Source organism: Variovorax sp. V118, from assembly GCF_041154445.1.
GTDB classification, from domain to species: Bacteria; Pseudomonadota; Gammaproteobacteria; order Burkholderiales; family Burkholderiaceae_C; genus Variovorax; species Variovorax boronicumulans.
In genome coordinates this window covers 5,851,961-5,872,443 of record NZ_AP028663.1, presented here as the reverse complement: position 1 = coordinate 5,872,443, position 20,483 = coordinate 5,851,961, and the positions used below count along the sequence as shown (strand labels likewise).

The 20,483-nt window shown below is 62.0% G+C and carries 19 protein-coding genes, 1 tRNA gene and 1 pseudogene; 15 read left to right on the top strand and 6 right to left on the bottom strand.

Translation table 11 applies throughout. From position 1 onward, the window contains the following. The first annotated feature begins 12 nt into the window (after positions 1-12). The 7 genes from ACAM52_RS27235 to ACAM52_RS27205 all read left to right on the top strand — a co-directional run bounded on the left by ACAM52_RS27235 (position 13) and on the right by ACAM52_RS27205 (position 5,693). Positions 13-1,020 carry a serine/threonine-protein kinase gene (locus ACAM52_RS27235; RefSeq protein WP_056573330.1) on the top strand — a complete coding sequence of 336 codons (1,008 nt, stop codon included), beginning with the start codon at positions 13-15 and terminating at the stop codon, positions 1,018-1,020. A gap of 5 nt (positions 1,021-1,025) precedes the next feature. Continuing rightward, positions 1,026-1,934 carry a PP2C family serine/threonine-protein phosphatase gene (locus ACAM52_RS27230; RefSeq protein ID WP_062476311.1) on the top strand — a complete coding sequence of 303 codons (909 nt, stop codon included), beginning with the start codon at positions 1,026-1,028 and terminating at the stop codon, positions 1,932-1,934. Positions 1,935-1,989: 55 nt separating this feature from the next. Then, entirely contained in the window at positions 1,990-2,721 is a 732-nt protein-coding gene (rph, locus tag ACAM52_RS27225; protein ID WP_369645092.1) for a ribonuclease PH, read from the top strand. Positions 2,722-2,788: 67 nt separating this feature from the next. Then, positions 2,789-3,388: a non-canonical purine NTP pyrophosphatase gene (locus ACAM52_RS27220; protein ID WP_369645091.1), complete on the top strand. Its 600-nt coding sequence runs from the start codon at positions 2,789-2,791 to the stop codon at positions 3,386-3,388. 3 nt (positions 3,389-3,391) lie between these two features. Beyond that, on the top strand, positions 3,392-4,654 hold the full coding sequence (gene hemW, locus ACAM52_RS27215) for a radical SAM family heme chaperone HemW (RefSeq protein WP_369645090.1): 1,263 nt from the start codon (positions 3,392-3,394) through the stop codon (positions 4,652-4,654). 32 nt (positions 4,655-4,686) lie between these two features. After that, positions 4,687-4,771, top strand: a tRNA-Ser gene (locus ACAM52_RS27210). Between the two features lie 523 nt (positions 4,772-5,294). Next, the gene (locus ACAM52_RS27205; RefSeq protein WP_369645089.1) at positions 5,295-5,693 is read left to right on the top strand and encodes a type I restriction endonuclease subunit M; all 399 of its coding nucleotides are present in this window, start codon (positions 5,295-5,297) and stop codon (positions 5,691-5,693) included. 30 nt (positions 5,694-5,723) lie between these two features. On the opposite strand, the gene ACAM52_RS27200 is transcribed toward ACAM52_RS27205, so the two are convergent. Beyond that, a complete protein-coding gene (locus ACAM52_RS27200) occupies positions 5,724-6,026 on the bottom strand; it encodes a helix-turn-helix domain-containing protein (protein WP_257863624.1) in 303 nt (100 codons plus the stop codon). Positions 6,027-6,216: 190 nt separating this feature from the next. Between ACAM52_RS27200 and ACAM52_RS27195 the strand changes: the two genes are divergently transcribed. The 4 genes from ACAM52_RS27195 (at position 6,217) to ACAM52_RS27180 (ending at position 10,676) form a co-directional block, all read left to right on the top strand. Continuing rightward, the gene (locus ACAM52_RS27195; RefSeq protein ID WP_369645088.1) at positions 6,217-7,329 is read left to right on the top strand and encodes a hypothetical protein; all 1,113 of its coding nucleotides are present in this window, start codon (positions 6,217-6,219) and stop codon (positions 7,327-7,329) included. Positions 7,330-7,474: 145 nt separating this feature from the next. After that, positions 7,475-8,353 (top strand): hypothetical protein, encoded by an 879-nt coding sequence (locus ACAM52_RS27190; protein WP_369645087.1) that lies wholly within the window; start codon positions 7,475-7,477, stop codon positions 8,351-8,353. A 232-nt stretch (positions 8,354-8,585) separates the two neighbouring features. Beyond that, positions 8,586-9,467, top strand: coding sequence for a site-specific integrase (locus tag ACAM52_RS27185; protein ID WP_369645086.1), 882 nt, complete (start codon positions 8,586-8,588; stop codon positions 9,465-9,467). Positions 9,468-9,797: 330 nt separating this feature from the next. Beyond that, positions 9,798-10,676 (top strand): hypothetical protein, encoded by an 879-nt coding sequence (locus tag ACAM52_RS27180; RefSeq protein WP_369645085.1) that lies wholly within the window; start codon positions 9,798-9,800, stop codon positions 10,674-10,676. A 296-nt stretch (positions 10,677-10,972) separates the two neighbouring features. On the opposite strand, the gene ACAM52_RS27175 is transcribed toward ACAM52_RS27180, so the two are convergent. Then, a complete protein-coding gene (locus ACAM52_RS27175; protein ID WP_369645084.1) occupies positions 10,973-12,007 on the bottom strand; it encodes a hypothetical protein in 1,035 nt (344 codons plus the stop codon). An 88-nt stretch (positions 12,008-12,095) separates the two neighbouring features. On the opposite strand from ACAM52_RS27175, the gene ACAM52_RS27170 reads away from it, so the two are divergent. Together ACAM52_RS27170 and ACAM52_RS27165 are read left to right on the top strand one after the other, a co-directional pair. Beyond that, positions 12,096-13,133, top strand: coding sequence for a hypothetical protein (locus ACAM52_RS27170; RefSeq protein ID WP_369645083.1), 1,038 nt, complete (start codon positions 12,096-12,098; stop codon positions 13,131-13,133). 5 nt (positions 13,134-13,138) lie between these two features. Next, entirely contained in the window at positions 13,139-14,794 is a 1,656-nt protein-coding gene (locus ACAM52_RS27165; RefSeq protein ID WP_369645082.1) for a UvrD-helicase domain-containing protein, read from the top strand. Between the two features lie 102 nt (positions 14,795-14,896). Here the strand turns inward: ACAM52_RS27165 and istB are convergent, their stop codons facing one another. The 4 genes and pseudogenes from istB to ACAM52_RS27145 all read right to left on the bottom strand — a co-directional run. Further along, positions 14,897-15,706 (bottom strand): IS21-like element helper ATPase IstB, encoded by an 810-nt coding sequence (istB, locus tag ACAM52_RS27160; protein ID WP_119558754.1) that lies wholly within the window; start codon positions 15,704-15,706, stop codon positions 14,897-14,899. After that, entirely contained in the window at positions 15,699-17,210 is a 1,512-nt protein-coding gene (gene istA / locus ACAM52_RS27155) for an IS21 family transposase (protein WP_119558755.1), read from the bottom strand. The genes istB and istA overlap by 8 nt, the downstream gene beginning before the upstream one ends. A gap of 94 nt (positions 17,211-17,304) precedes the next feature. Next, positions 17,305-18,477: a site-specific integrase gene (locus tag ACAM52_RS27150; RefSeq protein WP_369645081.1), complete on the bottom strand. Its 1,173-nt coding sequence runs from the start codon at positions 18,475-18,477 to the stop codon at positions 17,305-17,307. A gap of 264 nt (positions 18,478-18,741) precedes the next feature. After that, positions 18,742-18,981: pseudogene (locus ACAM52_RS27145) on the bottom strand (magnesium chelatase domain-containing protein); the annotation flags it as partial. A gap of 217 nt (positions 18,982-19,198) precedes the next feature. On the opposite strand from ACAM52_RS27145, the gene ACAM52_RS27140 reads away from it, so the two are divergent. Then, positions 19,199-20,065: a TorF family putative porin gene (locus tag ACAM52_RS27140; protein WP_062482029.1), complete on the top strand. Its 867-nt coding sequence runs from the start codon at positions 19,199-19,201 to the stop codon at positions 20,063-20,065. A 70-nt stretch (positions 20,066-20,135) separates the two neighbouring features. Further along, on the top strand, positions 20,136-20,474 hold the full coding sequence (gene glnK / locus ACAM52_RS27135; RefSeq protein WP_056583732.1) for a P-II family nitrogen regulator: 339 nt from the start codon (positions 20,136-20,138) through the stop codon (positions 20,472-20,474). Positions 20,475-20,483 lie beyond the last annotated feature (9 nt).

The window sequence follows — 20,483 nt, the reverse complement described above, 5'->3', positions numbered from 1 at the left end:
AACTCCCGGATTATGTCAAAGGTCAAGCCTACGCCCCTGTTGCCCGATACGGTCATTGGCGGATATCGCGTTGTTCGCCGGCTTTCCGCGGGCGGTTTCGGCGTGGTCTACCTCGCGATCGACCCGAACGGCCAGCAGGTCGCCGTCAAGGAATACCTGCCTTCGTCGCTCGCCACGCGGGGCCCCGGCGAACTGGCGCCGCAGGTGCCGCCCGAGAAGCTGTCGCTGTACCGCCTGGGGCTCAAGAGCTTCTTCGAAGAAGGCCGCTCGCTCGCGCAGATCTCGCATGCGTCGGTGGTCAGCGTGCTCAATTTCTTCCGCGAAAACGAGACCGTCTACATGGTCATGAACTACCTGGAGGGCGCGACCCTGCAGGATTTCGTGGTCACGGCGCGCGACCTGAAGCGGCAGAAGGTGTTCCGCGAATCGACCATCCGTTCGCTGTTCGACGAAATCCTGCGCGGCCTGCGCATCGTCCACCAGTACAAGATGCTGCACCTGGACATCAAGCCCGCCAACATCTTCGTCACCGACGACGACCGCGCCGTGCTGATCGACTTCGGCGCCGCCCGCGAAGTGCTCAGCAAGGAGGGCATCTTCATCCGCCCCATGTACACGCCCGGCTTCGCCGCGCCCGAGATGTACCGGCGCGATTCGTCGATGGGCCCCTGGACCGACATCTACGCCATCGGCGCCTGCATCTACGCCTGCATGCAGGGCTACCCGCCCAACGACGCACCCCGGCGCATCGAGAAAGACCGCCTGAGCCTGTCGCTCTCGCGCCTGCGCGGCGTGTACTCCGACAACCTCATCGAGGTGGTCGAGTGGTGCATGTCGCTTGATCCGCTCTCGCGTCCGCAGTCGGTGTTTGCGCTGCAAAAGGAACTCAGCCGCGAAGGCGAGCGCCGCTACACCAAGCTCACGGTCGGCGAAAAGGTGCGCCTGTCGATCGACAACATCCGCTCCTTCGACAAGAAGAGCCTGCCGCGCGCTGCCGCGCCCACCACCCGACCGGCCTGAGCGACATGAAGTTCTCCGTGTTCCAGGTCAGCCGCAAGGGTGGCCGTCTCAAGAACGAAGACCGCATGGGCTACTGCTACACGCGGGAGTCGGGCCTGTTCGTGCTCGCCGACGGCATGGGCGGCCATCCTGAAGGCGAAGTGGCGGCCCAGCTGGCGCTGCAGACCATCGCCGCGCTCTACCAGCGCGAGGCCCGCCCCACCGTGAAGGACGTGAAGGCCTTCCTGGCCGAATCGGCCATGTCGGCGCACCAGCAGATCATGCGGTACGCCAGCCACAAGGCGATGCTCGACACGCCCCGCACCACCGTCGTCGCGGCCGTGCTGCAGAACGCCACCGCCACCTGGCTGCATTGCGGCGACTCGCGTCTGTACGTCGTGCGCGACGGCCGCCTGCTGACCCGCACGCGCGACCACTCGCATGCAGAGCGCCCCAAGCCCCACGGCGCCACCGACGCGCCCGTCAACCGCAACCTGCTGCTGACCTGCCTGGGCTCGCCCACCACGCCGCTGTTCGACGTGTCGGCGCCGCTGCCGCTGCAGCGCGGCGACCGCCTCATGCTGTGCTCCGACGGCGTATGGGGCGTGCTCGACGATGCCGTCATCGTGCACACCCTGTCGTCCGGCAAGCCCGTGTCCGACGCCGCGCCCGACCTCGCCGAGATGGCGCTGCGCAAGGGAGGCGCCCACAGCGACAACGTGACGCTGATCGCGCTCGAGTGGGAAATGCCTGAGACGCCCGGCGACGACCGCGGCGTGTCCACCGAAACCATCGACGACGGCGTGTTCGCCTCGACCATCCAGGCCGGCATGCCGTCCGACAGCGAGATCGACGACCTCGACGAAGACGCCATCGAGCGCTCCATCGCCGAGATCAACGAAGCCATCCGCCGCTCAGCCGCCCGCAAGACCTGATCTCCTGATCGGGTCTCGCGGTTTTTCTTTTTCTTTTTCGGTTTCCTCCAGACACATGACTGCTTTCACACGAAGCGGCGGCCGCGCCGCCGACCAGCTGCGCCCCGTGCGCATCACCCGCGGTTTCACCATCCACGCCGAGGGCTCCGTGCTCATCGAGTTCGGCCAGACCCGCGTGCTGTGCACCGCCTCGGTCGAAGAAAAAGTCCCGCCGCACAAGAAGGGCAGTGGCGAAGGTTGGGTGACGGCCGAATACGGCATGCTGCCGCGCGCCACCCACACCCGCAGCAGCCGTGAAGCCGCCAAGGGCAAGCAGACCGGCCGCACGCAGGAAATCCAGCGCCTCATCGGCCGCTCGATGCGCGCCGTGTTCGACCTCGCCGCCCTGGGCGAACGCACCATCCACCTCGACTGCGACGTGCTGCAGGCCGACGGCGGCACGCGCACCGCGGCCATCACCGGCGCCTTCGTGGCCGCACAGGACGCCGTCGACAAGCTGCTGGCCTCCGGCGCGCTCAAGACCTCGCCCATCAAGGGTCACGTGGCCGCCATCTCGGTGGGCATCGTCGACGGCACGCCGCTGCTCGACCTCGAGTACACCGAAGACTCGGCCTGCGATACCGACATGAACGTCGTCATGACCGGCGCCGGTCACTTCGTCGAAGTGCAGGGCACGGCCGAAGGCGTGGCCTTCACGCGCGAAGAAATGAACCTCCTGCTCGGCCTGGCCGAGAAGGGCATCGGCGAACTCGTGAGCCTGCAGCAGCAGGCCCTGCTTTCGAGCTGAACGACGACTACAACCAACGAGCCACTGGCGCCCGCTCATCGGGCGCCACAGCCATCTTTGACTTTCCATGAAACTGGTTCTGGCTTCCAACAACGCGGGCAAGCTCGCCGAACTCCAGCAGCTGTTTGCCGAGCTGTCCGTCACCCTGGTGCCGCAGTCGGCACTGGGCGTGGGCGAGGCTGAAGAACCCTTCCGCACCTTCGTCGAGAACGCGCTCACCAAGGCGCGCCACGCCAGCGCCGCCACCGGCCTGCCGGCCATTGCCGACGACGCCGGCCTGTGCGTCGACGCCTTCGGCGGCCTGCCGGGGGTCGACACCGCGTACTACGCCACGCAGTTCGGCTATGCCAAGGGCGACGCCAACAATGTGAAGGCGCTGCTCGAACAGCTCAACGGCGTGGTCAACCGCCGCGCCGCGCTCGTCAGCACGCTGGTCGCGCTGCGCCGCCACGACGACCCCGAGCCGCTGATTGCCGTCGGCCGCGTGGTCGGCGAGATCGCGCCCGCGCCCATCGGCGACAACGGCTTCGGCTTCGACCCCGTCATGTACCTGCCGACTTTCGGCAAGACCTTCGCCCAGCTGCCGCCCGACGTGAAGAACGCCAACAGCCACCGCGGCCGCGCCGCGCAGGCCATGCTCGCCTTGATGCGCGAGCGCTGGTTCTGACCGATGGCCACCGTCTTCCCGATCCAGCCCGCCCAAGCCGGCGGCGCCCCTCAGGCCAATGACGTGCTGCACTGGATGCGCCCCGGCCCGCTGCAACTCGCCGCGCTGCCGCCGCTGTCGCTGTACATCCACCTGCCGTGGTGCCTGCGCAAGTGCCCCTACTGCGACTTCAACTCGCACGAGTGGCGCGCCACCAGCGAGGCCGACATCGACGGCCTCCCCGAAGCCGCCTACATCGACGCGCTGATCGCCGACCTCGACGCCGCGTTGCCGCTGATCTGGGGCCGCACCGTCCACACCATCTTCATCGGCGGCGGCACGCCCAGCCTGTTCTCGCCGCAAGCCATCGACCGGTTGCTGGGCGACGTGCGCGCGCGCCTGAAGCTCGCGCCCGAGTGCGAGATCACGCTCGAGGCCAACCCCGGCACCTTCGAGCGCAACCGCTTCCGCGCCTACCGCGCAGCCGGCGTCACGCGCCTGTCGGTGGGCGTGCAGAGCTTCAACGACGAGCACCTGACGGCGCTGGGCCGCGTGCACGACCGTGCCCAGGCCATCGCCGCGGTGGAGGAGGCCGCGAGCGCCTTCGACACCTTCAACCTCGATTTGATGTACGCCCTGCCGGGCCAGACCATGGAAGGCCTCGACGCCGACCTGACCCAGGCCCTGGCGCTGGCGCCGCCGCACATCTCGATCTACCACCTCACCATCGAGCCCAACACCTGGTTCGCCAAGTTCCCGCCCACGCTGCCCGAGGACGACATCGCCTACGCCATGCTCGACCGCATCACCGAACGCACGGGCGTGAGCGGCATGTCGCGCTACGAGGTTTCGGCCTATGCACGCGACGGGCACCAGTGCGCGCACAACCTCAACTACTGGCAGTTCGGCGACTACCTCGGCATTGGCGCCGGCGCGCACAGCAAGCTGAGCTTCGCGCACCGCATCGTGCGGCAGGTGCGCTATCGCGAACCGCGCCTGTACATGGAGAACGCGCGCGCCGGCATGGCCGTGTCGCAGAGTGACGAAGTGGCGCTGGCCGACCTGCCGTTCGAGTTCATGCTCAACGCGCTGCGGCTGAAGCAGGGCTTCACGCTGCCCCAGTTCAGCGAGCGCACGGGCCTGGCGATGACGTCGATCCAGCGCGGCCTGGAAGAGGCGGAGCGCAAGGGGCTCGTCGCGCGCGACCTGTTCCGCGTGTGGCCCACCGAGCGCGGACTCGACTTCCTGAGCGACCTGCAGACGCTGTTCCTGCCTGATGACGAGTAAGGCTGCGCCGTCAGCTTAAAATCGATGGTTCCGGAGAGTTGGGTGAGTGGTTTAAACCAGCAGTCTTGAAAACTGCCGACGTGAAAGCGTCCGTGAGTTCGAATCTCACACTCTCCGCCGCCGCCCAAGTATTCATGCGGGTTTGCGTGCAAAGTGGGTGGATTACCCCCTTTTATACCCCCGTTTATTTTTGCACTCCAGTGGATGGCTTTGCACTCCGTTGTGCGCTGTATGGCCGAACACTGCAGCGGGCCATGCGTGCGTGCTGGCGCCCTGTGCATGAGGCTTTAGGGCGCTTGGGCTCTCATTGCCGGTGCAGCCGGCCAAAAAGCGGGCAACCACGGTTTGAAAGGCGCTTTTGACCTCCTTTTGACCCCTCGTATCGTCCTGAGGAGGGGGTAAAGTCTCAAAAATGACACATTTTGTCGCAAATATGCTACAATATACCCACGGGTAGAAACCTGCCGGCGCAAGCCAGGCAAGACCTTGCCCGTATGCAGGCGCACCGCCGCCTGTAGCCCCTGATGGCCGCCAAGCCAGCGCTTTTTTGACGCTGGTTTTGGTGGCCGTTTTCGTTTCCATCCCCCGCGCTTTTTTCGACTGTTGCGCCTTGCCCCTTGGGGCCAGGTGCGGCTGCCGCATGAGCGCTTCTTTTCTATGGAGATTTCAAGTGAAAGACTTTCTAAGCGCCTTCCTCACGCCAGATGCCTCATTGCGGTTCGCTCCGGGCCGTGTTGTTGCAACACCGGGCGCCTTGGCACTCATACACGCCACCAACAGCAATCCCTTCGCGCTACTCGCCAAGCATGTGACCGGCGACTGGGGCGAGATCGACCCCGAAGATGTGCAGACTAATGAAGACGCGGTCGAGCATGGCCGGCGTGTGCTGTCGGTTTATCGATTGCCGTTGCAAGACGCGGCCAAGAAAAATTCAGCGTTGGCGGAGGCGGAACAAGGCGACGAGTTCGACAACCGCATCTGGCTGATCACCGAGGCCGACCGAAGCGTGACCACGCTCCTGCTGCCGGAGGAGTACTGAAATGAGCCCTAGCGTTCGGTGGCGCTGCACCTACTTGTTCAAGCCGACAACGAACTCGACGGCTTGTGACCGTTTGGCTTTTGGCAACTTGCCGAAAGCAAGCAAGAGCTGAGCTTCATCTTCGGCCACCGCATAGAAATATGCAGTAGGCACCCCAAGCACTTTCGCGAATCTTTCAACTAACTCATACGCGGGCGCACGCTTGCCCAACTCGTAGCGGTTCATTCGCGTGCTGGCAGACATCGGATCAAGGTCGGCTTCGATGCCCACTTGCTCTTGTGACAAGCCGGCCAACTGCCTCGCCTGCTTGAGGCGTCTCCCCAGAACGGTCATTTAGATCTTTGGGTTCAAAGATCAAGATAGTCCCGAGAATGCTCGCCCCAAATACTACCGATTTGGTAGCATTTGGGCTGCATGCATTTGTCGAGAGGGGCGTCATGCGGGGAGGCAGGCGATCCACGACGAGTCATGGACAACCCGAGTGCTCGAACCAACCAACAGCTAGAACGAAGAGAACCCAACCATGTTCCACTACTTTTGCAAGACCAAACCCCGACTGCTCGTGGTCGGTCTAGCCTTTTCGACTTCCGCGCTGCTCGTTGGCTGCGGCCCCGAAGCCCCTCCTTGCAACGATCCACAGCGCATAGAGGCAGTGCTGAGAATGGTCACCAAGGGACACGATGAAGACCTTGGCAACTACAGACTCAAGACGGCAGATGTCGTGTCCCTTGAGGCAGGCACGCCCGTCGTGACGTCCTACGACGAATCGATTAAGCGTCGTTCGTGCGAGGTCAACCTGACGTTTACTTTCAAGCCCGCCGTGCTCCAGAAGATGAACTTCTTCATGGACTGGATGGGCAACCCGCTGGGAGCAGCCCTCAAGTACGACATTCCCCCCGAGCTCTATTGGAACGTCGACAGATCACAGCAATACAAGACAGACGCCACCGTGATACGGGTGGTGACCGGCGACAAGGTCAGTGAAGCGCCGCTGCAGCTGTCCGTTGCGTACAAGATCGTGAAGGACGAGGGGGCGAACACCTTCAGTACGTCGGTGAGCTATAGCGCCGCGACCACGACGCCGTATCTGAAAGTCGCGTCCAACGCTCTGGCCTTTGACGAGCACATGCGCAGTGTCCTCAAAGCTCGAGGAAAGGCTATCCCGTCGTCGATGCAATACGAGCAGCCAGTGGTGCCATCGGCTGGCACACTGCCCGTTGTTCCGGCATCGACGGCGGCTCAGTTTGCTGCGACTCCATCTGTCGCGGCTCCCTCGGTAGCCCAGCAGGCGGAGCAAGCCCAGTTGCAGAAGGCTGCGGACATGATCGCAGCCGGCAATCCCCAGCGAGGTGCAGACGTTTCTGCATCGGCATCTTCGGCATCACCCACAGCCGCAAGTGGCGGCGCCGAGAACCTCATGTCGCTCATCACCAAGTACGAACCTTGTGGCGAGGAGGCCGTGTGCCTGCATACCGTCAAAGGCAACGTCGTCTGGATGCAGGCTGGGCAGATGCGCCGCATGGACTACGCGTTGCTCGACAAGGCGATCAGTAGCAAGACGCCGGTGTGCCTGCGCGACGTGACGCGCACTGACGCCAAGAACTTCGCGGCCGATGGCCTGGACAGCGCGTGCTGAGGCCAGTGCCGTAGCGACCCCGCGTCGCTGATACAGCCCTTTGCGAAGGCGCCGTGCTAGCCGAGAGGCTGGTGCGGCGCTTTTGCTTTTGCCGTCTTCATTTCACTGCCACTGACCTGTGCGAGTGGCATCGAAGGTAATTTCCATGAATATTCTTCACACTCCCGCCGACAGCGGGCCGAGCGGTGCTGTCCGCTTGATCGGCATCGGTGCTTCGGGCCGGCGCTTGGTTCAACGCTTTCACAGTCACATCGAAACACCACTGCACACGCCGTTGGCAGATCTGCTGGACCAAAAGCCGAGTTATATCGAGATCGATGCAGGCGAAGCGGTTCATGTGGTCGAGCAAGTCGACCTCGAGAACGCGTGCATCCTCTGCTTGGCCTTTGGTTTCGACATGACATCTGCCGAGATCGAAGCGGCCATGCTCCTGGTTTGGCGCATGTGGGGAAGGGGCGCCCATGCCGTCGGCATCGTGCTTGGTGCGAACAATCGTCCGTTGCCGCATGATGGCTCGATGTTCGGCATCCTCTGCGATTCGATCGACGCGCGCATCGACATTGCCGATCCGACAGAGGCCGCCCAGCTCGCGCCATTGCAATGGTTCTATGTTGGGCTACAGCGCTCGGTGTTGGAAGGGCTTGCGATTCTGGGGCCGGCCTGGGACCACTCAGATGTCGTTGAAACCTTGGACTTCGGCCAAGTGCAGTTTGAGCTTCTTACGCAACCGCTGGACGAACCCGCACAGCTGGACGCGGCGATGGTGGCTGTCTTGGAGGACCTGAGCGACCGGGGAATCTGGCTTGAGCAGGCACTGGGCGCGGTCTTGGTGCTGTGGGCCCCCTCCGAATACCAACTCACCGTGCGCACGGTACGCGGCCTGGGGCGAACCTTGGGCGAGGCGCTGGGGGAGGGGGCGCTGCACCTCACCATCCGGCTGCGCAGTCGACCTGCAGTGGGTGACCAGACCGCGTATCTGACGCTAGTGGTGAGTCTGCCGCGAGCAACGGCGGCCCATCGGTAGGCCGCTGCGAAAGATGTCCATGGCATTTGCCATGACGCAGCACTTCGAATCAACGCCCGCATCTGCGGGCGTCACTCCTTCACAAGAGCCCCCCAGCATTCATATAGCGAGCAAGATCATGACAAGAGTTCGCAGCGACTCGTCCAAGCGTGCGTCCGTCGCGCACAAGCCATCTCGGACAACCAGGCTAGCAAGAACCCAAGTCGAATTCGACCACTATGTCGCTCACGCCGTGGCCGACAGTACACGTCGAGCCTACGAGGGCGACCTGCGACATTTCCGGGACTGGGGCGGCAGGGTGCCGGCCACGCCAGCGATGGTGGCGCGGTACCTAGCTGCCTACGCGGGCAAGGTCAAAGCCAGCACGCTCAACCGTCGTCTGGCTGCGATTTCGAACGCACATACGACACTGGGCAAGCCTTCGCCCACGCGGTCGGAGTTGGTGCAAACCACCATGCGCGGGATTCGGCGGGTCCATGGCACGGCGCAGAAGCAGGCTAAGCCCATCAGCATTGAGATGCTTCGCGTCCTTGCCAGGCCACAGAAGCACTTGGACCCAGTACGAGACCTGCGGGACAGGACCTTGCTGGTGGTGGGCTTTGCCGGAGGTTTTCGAAGATCGGAGTTGGCTAAGATGAAGCTTGAGAGTTTGGTATTCAGTGGTCAAGGTGTGACGATGACACTGGCGCGTTCGAAAACCGATCAGCAGGGCAAGGGCCGGGTTGTGGCGCTGCCGCCTGGGCCAAGGCGGATGTGCCCGGTTAAGTTGTTGAAGGCTTGGATTCAGTTGCTGCGCAGGACGGCTGCGGAAGAGGATCCGTCGCAGCCTTTGTTTCGCGGAGTGAATCGGCACGGCCAGCCAGGAGGTGGATTGAGTGGAGCGGCGGTCGGAGGTGTAGTACGGCGGCGCATGCAGGACTGCGGCCTTGACCCGAGCGGCTTCTCTGCACACAGCCTCCGTTCGGGATTGGTCACCACTGCCGCCAAAGCTGGTGTTCCGACGTGGGCAATTCAGCGGCAGACGGGGCACCGCTCGGAGAGCACGGTGCATCGCTACATTAGGGGGCTTTCGCCGTTCGAGCGGAATGCCTTCGACGCATTGACTAGGGCGTAGTACAGGTACGTTTCAATGACCAACAACGACTGCTTCAGACGGCGGATTCAACCGGTCGATGCAACACACTATCCGCTTTCGGAGCCTTCGGGCACGAACCTTTCGCGCTTTGAGCTTTCGTTCTCAGAGTGGCCGGGTAACCCAAGAAATCGACTACCCACGGATCGTGGTGAGCGATCTGTGAGCAGTAGCCGCCATCATTCTGGTGGTGCGTTCCATCGCTAGCCGGACTGACGCTCCATGTACTTGATCTGTTCTCTGGCAGTGGAAACGTCCTGATCATTACGGGCAGCCTCCCAGTGGATAAGTTCTAGACGCCGATAATTGGGCATGGCCAAAGTCCCTTACTCGATCCGCACCGGGATCAATCCGCGCACCAACGGGTTCGACCTGAAGACCACTAATGGTCTCTTCGTGCGGCTCTATGAGCAGCTTCGAGAAGAGGGTTACACGCACGAGCAATTCGGTTTCTGGTGCGTGGACATGCATGACGTGAAGGGCAAGTTGGTGGACGTAGAGTTCACCGTCCTGACGACGCTGCGGAAGCCCGACCTGTGGCCAATTGCCGACAAGGCACCTGGATATTCGGAAGACGATCTGTTCGACATGATCGAGTTCTTGTTCGACCACGTCTCCAAACCCCTGACTGGCAGCATGCATAGCTATGACCAATGCGGCATGCACTGGGAGACCTTCGACAAGGAAACAGGGCAGAAGGAATTTCGGAAACGGGTCAACGATCTACTTGCACTCTACGAACATCGGTTTGAGTTGTCTGCCGATGGCTTGATCCTCCGCCAAGCACCCAGCGGTTTTGAGCAACTGCTTGATGCTACTGTTCCGACCGACGACAAGACCATCACCGCTAGGGTCAAGGCAGCGGTGAACGAATATCGTCGTCACGGCGCATCCCTCGATGTTCGGCGGCATGCCGTGTCTGATCTGGTGGGTGTACTGGAAGCACTGCGCCCGAAAATGTCTGAGGCGATCACGTCTAACGATGAGAAGGACCTGTTCAACATCGCCAACAATTTCATGATTCGGCACCACAACGACAAGCAGAAGACCGACTATGAAGCCAACCTCTGGTTGAGTTGGATGTTCTATGTGTACCTGTCTACCATCCACCTGATCCTGAGGCGGGTGGAACTGAAGAAGCCGAAACGCAACCCGGGTGACCTTGTCTTCCGAGAGCGGGTAGAGCGGTAGATCTCGTCGAACATCGCAGCTTTGCTTTCGCAAGCTTCCAGGGTTTCTTCAGGTCAATGCTGCCCCCACAGACCGGGCTTGAGTTCGACGGGGCTGCGGGAATCTAGAAGACTGCTATCGCTGTGAAGCAGCCGGTTGCTCCGTCGCCGGCTCGAGACTGGTTGCGGCCTGTCGCGATCGGGCACCGAGTGACCGAGGAAGCGGAAAGCAATCGGTTGCGTCCGACCAGGTCGACCGATAGGGAGGCGAGTCGCTCCAAATCACCGTAACCCGTCCCGGTGTGGCTTGGCAGAAGTCTATGGATAAAGGACGTACGTTGGGCGTTCGCCCAAGTGGCGCTTTTGCGGGTTCAGGTTAGAGGTATCGAGGCCATACGTACGCAGCAGCCACCGCGTCCTGCCACCAGCCTCCACGCCGGGCTCGGCGCGACCGTGTAAGCACAGGCGATTGCTGACCACGAGGACGTCGCCCGGCTTTACCACCACGTCCTGCGCCGCTGCGTTGCAGGCGACTGCGAAGTTGTTCGACGCTTCGCGAGGGCGCGCCGCGTTCGGGTCCGTGGGCATAACGTTTTTGTGGCTGTAGCGCACGTATGTTCCTTCTGCCCTGTCCGTCAATACGGCTTCGCCATGGGCCACCAGTGGCTCATTGAGAAGTTCTGCCATTCCCTGGGCGAACGTGAGCTGAGAGTTCATCGAGAACTGTCGTTTTTTGAGCTCGAAGACGTCCTCGGCCGTCATCCGCGCAAGCACGTCATCAAGCGACATCACAGTCGTTGCCACATCGCTGGGGTTGCGCAGTCCCATCAGGGTGACCACGTCCGGTGATGGCGCAATCCGCGGGTCCTCCGCGTCATCGTCACCCCGTAATGGAAAGCTGACGCCGTCGGTGTGCCCGCGCATGCCAGACTTCGATTTGTCCGCGAAGCGGCCCTTGCCGGGCATCACGACAAGGTTGACGAACAACTCGCCATCGTTCTCGGTGCTGTACGAAACCGTCTCCAGCTTCAAAACCGCGTGCACTACCAGCGCCGCAGCGCGAGCATCCACCGTCGCTTCGGTTTCTGGCACCGGAGTGAACGCCGTAGGGGTGTCGACCTTCTCCGACGCGTCGAACACTTCTTTCAGGTGGAAGAACGGGCGGCCAAGAACATGCCGGCGAATGGCGTCCGGTTCGCTCCCCGCGCCTCGGAGAGCTTGCTCGGCTACGGGGCCGAGGGCGGCCACCACCAGCGAAGGATTGGCGAGTTGAACCACACGTTCGTCGAACGTGTTCGCCTGCTTCCATTGGGCGAGGGCCGTCCTGACGGCTGCGGCGAGGACTGGCTCCATCCATGTCTCCGTTATTGTTATATTGTTGATATAAGTCTATACTGCTGTCAAGGGGCGCTGGGCCGCCCCATCTGCCATGGAGGGCACGATGAAAACCGCTCACGAATCTGTAGACATGGCCGAGGGCCAAGATCTGCTAACCCACCTACCAAGTCTTTACTATGCCATCACGAGAAGCGCTCGACTTGAAGTACTGGGCGAGCACAACGTGGAATGCTCCATTGAGGTGCCGGCTTTGGGGTGGCGACGTTGCGCCGCATCGACCGCAAGGGAAGCTGTTCGAATGGCTTTTGTTGCCGTGCTTGATGAATGCACCGCAATGGCGGTACACCAGTGGCCTATGTCATGGCATCAGATCGCAGCGGAATCGAACTGCGGCGCACCTCAATCGGTTTCCGTCGCGAGCAGTGGGCGACCTGAACGGTTTCGGTCTAAAGGTCGGCAGTTCACCATCGGTGTCACATTGCCAACGAAGCTCAAGGAAGCAATGCAAGCAACTGCCCAAGCGCAAAGCACGACGTTTGCCGACGTTGCGCGGCAGCTTGCGAATTTTGGGTTTGAGGAGTTCGACCTGCGATCCTTCTCTGAAGACGGAGAAGCGTTATTTGCAGAGCTGGCTTCGGAGCTTCGCCAATGGCTACCGTCGAACACCGAACAAGTGATGGTCCGCGTGGAGCCTAACCTCAGTGTTCGTTTGAGGTCTGCTGCTCAGGAGGTCCAAAAGTCCGCCTCAGAATTCGGAGCGATGTGCATTGCCGCGGGTTTAGCCAAGCAGGCGGAGTTCGCTCGTATCCAAGAGCGAATAGACACTGTCAAGGGTGTCAAAACTCGAGAGTTGGCAACCCAGCTAGGGCTGGGAAAGCACTCTGCCCTTCTTGCCAGCATCCTTCAGGGCTCTCTCAGACCGCCGAAGAAAGTGCTGAAGGGACTTGGGGCAATGTTTGGAACGCCCGAGGGAACGCTCTCGCACTACTTTAAGTGTTCCTTTGCGATGCGCGCTGTCCCTGCGTTCAAGGCGGATGGCAAGCCTGTGCTCACGCAGAGGGCCACATCTTGGAAGGATGCCGTCAAGTCGCTCGATCTTTTGCCTAACGAAGCCAGCCAACTCATGGCTCTTGATGCGTAGCGGTCATGAACCCGTTTCAGCGTGCACGTGACGAGGCAAAGGCGGCGCGGTTGCTTCTTTCTGCAGGGGCGCCGCTGTCCGCTATCCCGGCAAGAACGCTTCTCGGCGCGATTGAGATTGAGATTGGCATCGCCATTGAGTCCATCGCCCCATCGTATCCCGACCTGGGAGGTGGAACAGCTGTGCTTCAACGCGAACAGCAGTACATCTACGTCAGCAGCGAAGTCCCTTTGTGGGGTGAAGAGTTCTGCGGACTCGTTGCCCATGAGCTGGGTCACTGGTACCTCGATGCGACGAAGCCAAAGTCGACCGTTGCTCATCTGAAGACTCTCTTCGGGAGCGATGGCTCACCCGCGCTGCTCAAGGTTGAAGCCTACGGCGCTCGCGAACGACAAGAGCTGCAGGCAAACGTCTTCGCACGAGAGCTACTGCTGCCTCGCGACCTTGCACGCGCGCTTGCAGCTGCGGGAAAGGGGCCGGCTGCAGTTGCCAAAGACCTGGGCATACCGCTTGAGTTCGTTCGTCAGCAGATGCTCGACGCCTTGCTTCTACCGGACGTCGAATTGCACACGAGCGCTCTCAAGCCGGCAAGCAAGGACCAATTTGCCGCGGCGAGAGCGCAGGAGCGAGCGGCCAACGTTGTTGCGGGGCCTGGTACCGGCAAGACGACAACGCTCATCCACCGAGTCAAACATCTTGTAGAGGAGATGCGTGTCGACCCGGGGGAAATACTCGTCCTCACGTTTACCAACAAGGCCGCGTTCGAGCTTGTCGAGCGTCTGCGCAGCGCTGGTATCGACCAAGCCTCCGATGTCTGGGCCGGTACTTTTCACGCCTTCGGCCTAGAGTTCCTACGCAAATACCACCAATATTTCCAGCTCGAGGCTGACCTGCATGTCGCAGACACGCTGACCTCGCTGACGATGTTAGTAGCTGCGCTACCGCAACTCGAGCTCAAGTACTACCTCAGGGTCGAAGACCCGCACGATTGGCTGAGGCCAGTCGTCGTGGGCATCACTCGCCTCAAAGAGGAGCTTGTCTCGCCTGAGGCGTACCGAGTCTTCGTCGAGCAACACCCTGCCGAAGACGCCGAGTTGCAACGCCGGCGCGAGGATGTGGCCGCTCTCTATGAGGCTCACGAGAGGCTCCTTGCTGCGCGCAAGACAGTCGATTTTGTCGACCTTATTGCAAAGCCCGCCCTTGCGCTTGCGGCGGACAGGTTGCCGTTTTCTGAGCTGGCGGATCGCTTCAAGTACGTGCTCGTCGACGAGTATCAGGACGTCACTCAAGCGATGGTGGAGATGCTGCGCCAGCTCGCCTACAGGAAGTCGATTTGGGTCGTCGGCGACATCCGCCAAGCTATCCACCACTGGCGTGGCGCGTCCCTCAAGAGCTTGATGCGCTTCGACAACGAGTTCAAGGCTCACGCAGCGGGCACGACCATCCAACGCTACGCGCTCGAAAGCAACCGTCGCAGCTACCAGGAAGTCCTCGATCTCGTGCATGACATCGGCCGACGCCATGTGCTTGAGCCGAGCATGGCGCTTGACACGACTAAGGCTGACCGCGGGTGTCCGCGCCGAAGTAGAACTGAGCCACCGCGCCGCTTGAATCGTGAGCCAGGGGTGGAAGCCGACGCAGCAATGGTCGGCTGTGGATAAGTGTATGTCTTGCCTTGTTCTGTGACCTCCTTTCGCTTCTGTGATCGAACTCATAAGGCGCGAAGGGCGTAGCCCGTAGCGCCTTGCCACGCGCGGCGGCGGTCAATCAGCGGCGTCTGTTGGATCGGCCTTGGCGCCTGTCTTGCGGGTCTGCTCCCTGGCCTTGATGCGCTTCTTCGCCGTGGCGCTGCTGTGCAGGAATCGATGGCTCTCGTTGCCCGTCTCCACGATGTGACAGTGGTGCGTGAGGCGGTCGAGCAACGCGGTCGTCATCTTGGCGTCGCCGAACACCGTCGACCATTCGGCGAAGTCCAGGTTGGTTGTGATCACCACGCTGGTGTGCTCGTACAGCTTGGACAGCAGGTGGAACAACAGCGCGCCGCCGGCCTGACTGAACGGCAGGTAGCCCAGCTCGTCCAGGATCACCAGATCCATTCGCAGCAGGCTCAGCGCGATACGACCGGCCTTGCCTTGGGCCTTCTCCTGCTCCAGTGCATTGACCAGATCGACCGTCGAGTAGAACCGCACGCGCTTGCCGTGGCGCGTGATGCCCGACACGCCCAGAGCCGTTGCCAGATGGGTCTTGCCTGTGCCCGGACCACCGACCAAGACAACGTTGTGCGCGGCCTCGGTGAACTCCAGCATTGCGAGCAGGTGAACCAGCTTCTGGTCGACCACCGACGCGTCGAAGTCGAAGCCCGCCAGATCCCGGTGCACGGGGAAGCGCGCCGAGCTCATCTGGTGCTGCACTGAACGCATCGACCGGTCCGTGGTCTCAGCCTGCAGCAGATGTTCGACCAGCCAGCGCGAGGCATCCAGGCCGGACGCAGTTCCTTGCTCCGCCAGATCGCACCAGGCACTGGCCATGCCGTGCAGGCGCAGTGCCTTGAGTTCGACGGTCACATCACGCATGGTCCACCTCCTGTCCACGCAGGCTGTCGTAGCGTGCCGTGTTGGCCAGCGGCGGCGTGACGATCTGCAGCGCTGTCTCGGCACTCTGCGGTGTTGCCGGCGCGGTGAGCCGGCCGAGCACATTGACGACGTGCTCCACGCTGACCCGTCCTGACGGCGGACCGCTCTCCAGCGCCAACTCGACCGCCACGATCACCGCGTCCAGCCCCGCCGTCGGCACGATGGCCAACACCTGGGCCATCACGCGATCTCCACCGGCCTGGCGCAGCAAGCCGCGGCGCAGTTGCTGCAGCGCTTCGGGCATGTCTGCGAAGGGCGCACCGTTCCTCAATGCACCAGGCTTGCGCTGGATGAGCGGAATGTAGTGCTGCCAGTCGTAGCGAGTGCCCCCAGAGGCGCTCAGGCGCTCGTGGCGCGCCACCGCCGCGTCTTCTGCGACCACCACGACGTTGCCCGGGTACAGCCGCGTGCTGACCATCTGCCCGGCCAGCTCGCATGGCACCGAGTAGCGATTGCGTGCCACCGACACCAGGCAGGTGCTCGACACCCGCGCTGGCTTCTCTACGTAGCCATCGAAGGGCTCAGGCATGGGCATCAGGTGGGGACGCTCGTGCTCGAGCATCTCGGCCACGCTGAACTGGCTGTGCTCGGGATGCCGGACCTCGTTCCACAGCGCCCGGCAGCGCTCCGCCAGCCAGGCATTGAGTTCGACGAAGGAGCCGAAGCGACGCCGGGCCGCCTCGATCCAGATGCGCCGACGGCTGTCCTGCACGTTCTTCTCCACACGCCCCTTCTCCCAGCCCGAGGCCACGTTGCAGAAGTCGGGGTCGTACAGGTAGTGCGCGCACATCACGGCGAAGCGGGCATTGACGGTGCGGCCCTTGCCCTTGTGAACCTTGTCCACTGCGGTGCGCATGTTGTCGTAGATCCCGCGGCGCGCCACACCGCCCAGCGCTGCGAACGATCTCGTATGGGCGTCGAACAGCATCTCGTGGCCTTGGCTCGGGTACGCCACCAGCCAGAACGCACGGCTCGCACACAGCTTCAGGTGCGACACCTGCATGCGGTAATAGATGCCGCCGACAACCAGGCCTTCTTCGCTCCAATCGAACTGGAAGGCTTCGCCCAGCTCGAAGTTCAGCGGTACGAACGCCGTGACGTTGACTGTCTGCCCCTCACCCTGGCGCCACGTCCGCACGAAGTCAGTGATGGCTGAGTAGCCGCCGTTGTAGCCCGCAGCCTTGATCTCGGCGTGCAACGCGCGTGCCGTGCGTCGTTCGTGCTTGGGCCGCCTGGCATCGGCTGTCAATGCCTGCTTGAGTGCTTCCTCAAACGGGCTGAGCTTGTTCGGGCGCGGCTCGCGCCGGTACTTCGGCGCCTCCTTCACTGGTGCGCGCAGCCACTTCGACACCGTGTTGCGAGACAGCCCCGTCCTGCGCGCAATCTCTCGCTCCGACAGCTTGTCCCTCGCGTGCAGCCGTCGGATCTTGCCAATCATGTCCATGGTGATCACTCCTCGAACCCCGCCGCTTAAATAAACAGCAGGGTAGGTTGAACACCTGGCTCACTTTTACTTCGGCACTACGTACAAAACTGGCTCAGTTTCCGGTCGGCGCCAACAGCAATGCCTCTTTCACAATTGCGACGGCTCCGATGGAGCCCCCGGCCTTGATCGCAATGCGCGCTAGCTCGGTTGCAAAGGTGCAGCGAGTTTGATGGAAGCGAAAATCGCGCATTGCTGATAGGCCACGAGTGACGGCCAGCCTCTTAAATGCATGCATCTCCACATTCACTGCAACACTCTTGTCTGACCCACGCTGCGCGTACGGATTGCCGAATCGAGTCAAGAAAATGAGATCCTTGCGCTCGGCGACCGCTTTGATCTCTCGCTTCAAGCGACGCTCGCTGTGAGCGTAATGAAGCAGCGTGTCAAGCAATACACCCGTTATCCAAATTTGCCCTGTGACACCAAATTTAGTTGCGACGGGCGGATCGGCTCCGGGACCCACTGCAATTTTGAAAAGGTTGGGTGCCACGGGATCACGCACTGCATTCGTCAGGGTGCGTACTTTGAGATCAGTAATGGTGCCTAGACGCATGCCAGAGAAAAACCCGAGCGTGAGCATCAGGAACAATTCCTGTGATGCGTGATTCCGAGCGAAGGTGAGGGCTGCGTCTCGGTCCACTGACGTGATCGGAAGCAGACCGTCCTCAAGCCGTTCGCCGCGTGCGGCTCGGTTGGGAATTCGCAAATCTGTGGAATTGACTGCGATCGTGCGCTCAAAGCCTGTAGCGTCTACGAGCCGAATGCCGACACGGTGTTCTTGCCATATGGGCCATTCAGAGGAAAACAGTCTCATGTCGCGAAGCCAACGATAGAAGCTGATTGCTACGCGCATGCGTTGCGAGACGGTTGACGGTGCCAGCATTCCGCTGTTTCGAGCATCGATAAGAGCGCCTCGATAGCGGACGAGGCAACGATCGGCTTTTCGACGGGGGAAGCTTCGCCAGTCGGACTTAGTTTCTTCGAGCCAATTCGCATAGGCATGGATGGCTATCGCGTCTGTCTGTACGGTCCGGATATCAACCTCGCTGCCCGTTGCACGCTCCAGTGCCCACAGGTTGGCTTCGCGCCATGGAGTGGCGTCACTCCAAAAAATCTGGGGGAGACCGTCAATTACCTGACCCTGAACCACTGCGCGCCAGCTCACCACACCGCGATTGACTGAGCATCGATGTGGTGTGTAAGTAATTGACTGCAGTCGCGCCATCGGTGTCTAGGAAGAGGTTTTGAGAAAAGCGGGAGCTTGAACCTTCAGTGGAAATCAGTGCGGCTTCTCGTGTGGCCACCGGCGCGGGCAAGGGCATTCGGCGATTCCTTGGCCGGCGAACACTTGACCTGTACTTTCGACGGTCGCCAAACAGATAGGAGACAAAAACTTAGTCGAGATCGAGCCTTGGCGCAGACCTTCGCATCGAGCGTCCATGAAGTAAACCATGCACCATGCGATGTCCATACTGCAACCTAATCGGTAGCCCGAATCCTTCGGCAGGTCGGCGGGCGCCAGATTGACCACGATCTTCTTGTTGGTCGGAAATTCGAGCCCGGCGTTCTGGATCGCCGAGCGCACGCGCTCGCGCGCCTCCTTGACCTCGGTCTCGGCCAGCCCGACCAGCGTGAAGCTCGGCAGGCCGTTCGCCAGATGCACCTCGACCGTGACGGCGGCGGCCTCCAGGCCGAGCAAGGCGCGGCTTTGCACCAAAGACAGACTCATTTTTCTCCCTCTCCCCAAGTTGGTGCGCCTGCGACGTGCAAGCCCAGGACCGTGCAGCGTGCAAGCGCGTGCAACTGCCGGAAACAGGGCTTGTAACGATTTGGCGCTCATCGCCGGACACCTGCGCCCTCTGGCCGGGGCGGTATTCGTGCAGTTTGGCACGCTCCCTGCTTTGAGGGTGCTCAGGTCCAACAACACACTTGCGAGGAGTTCCCTGATGACGCACCGTACCGCCGCCCAGGCGTTGATCGTTCTGGCCACTGCACTGACCGCCTCGGGCGCCGCCATGGCCCAGGCTGCCGACGCCGCCGCACCGGCGCCCGCGCCCCTGCTCACGGGCAATGTCTCGCTGACCACGAACTACAAGTTCCGCGGCCAGGACCAGGACATGATCGGCAAGAACGACTACGCCAAGACCAAGGGCTTCAAGCCCGCCATCCAGGGCGGCTTCGACTACGCCTTCGGCGACAGCGGCTTCTACATCGGCAACTGGAACTCCAGCGTCAACTGGCTCAAGGGCAACAGCATCGAGAGCGACCTGTACGGCGGCTACAAGTTCAAGGCCGGCCCGGTCGACATGGACGTCGGTGCGCTCACCTACATCTACCCGGGCAACTCGGTGGGCAACACCACCGAGCTGTACGTGGGCGCCACCTACGCCAACGACAGCTTCGGCTCGTTCACCGCCAAGTACTCGCACACGGTGTCCAAGGACTACTTCGGCTACGCCGGCGCCAAGACCGGCTCGGGCCTGAAGGGCCGCAACACCGGCTACCTGAACCTGGCCTACAGCAAGGAGATCGTGCCCAAGGTCACGCTCAAGGCCGCCGTCGGCTTCACCAACATGTCCAGCGACATCCGCAGCCTGGGCTACAAGAGCTACGTGGACTACAACATCGGCGCCACCTACGACTTCGGCAGCGGCCTGACGCTCACGGGCTCGGTGCAGGGCGCCAACAAGAAGTCCAACTACCAGGTCGTGGCCTACCCGGGCATCGAGATCCCCGACTTCGGCACCTTCGGTACCACCTACTACTCGCCCAACAAGGCACGCTTCATCCTCACGCTGACGAAGACGCTGTAATCGACACAACAACCAGGCGCGGCCCACGTTGCCGCGCCGCCTTTCATCCATCCAGAAGGAGCAACTCATCATGAAGCTGGTCACAGCCATCATCAAACCGTTCAAGCTCGACGAGGTGCGCGAAGCGCTCTCGGCCATCGGCGTGCAGGGCATCACCGTCACGGAAGTGAAGGGCTTCGGTCGCCAGAAGGGCCACACCGAGCTGTACCGCGGCGCCGAGTACGTGGTCGACTTCCTGCCCAAGGTGAAGATCGAGGCGGCCATCTCCGACGAGCTGGTGGACCGCGTGATCGAGGCGGTGGAAGGCGCCGCGCGCACCGGGAAGATCGGCGACGGCAAGATCTTTGTCTACAACCTCGAGCAGGTCGTGCGCATCCGCACCGGCGAAACGGGCCGCGAAGCCCTCTGATCGAGTCCT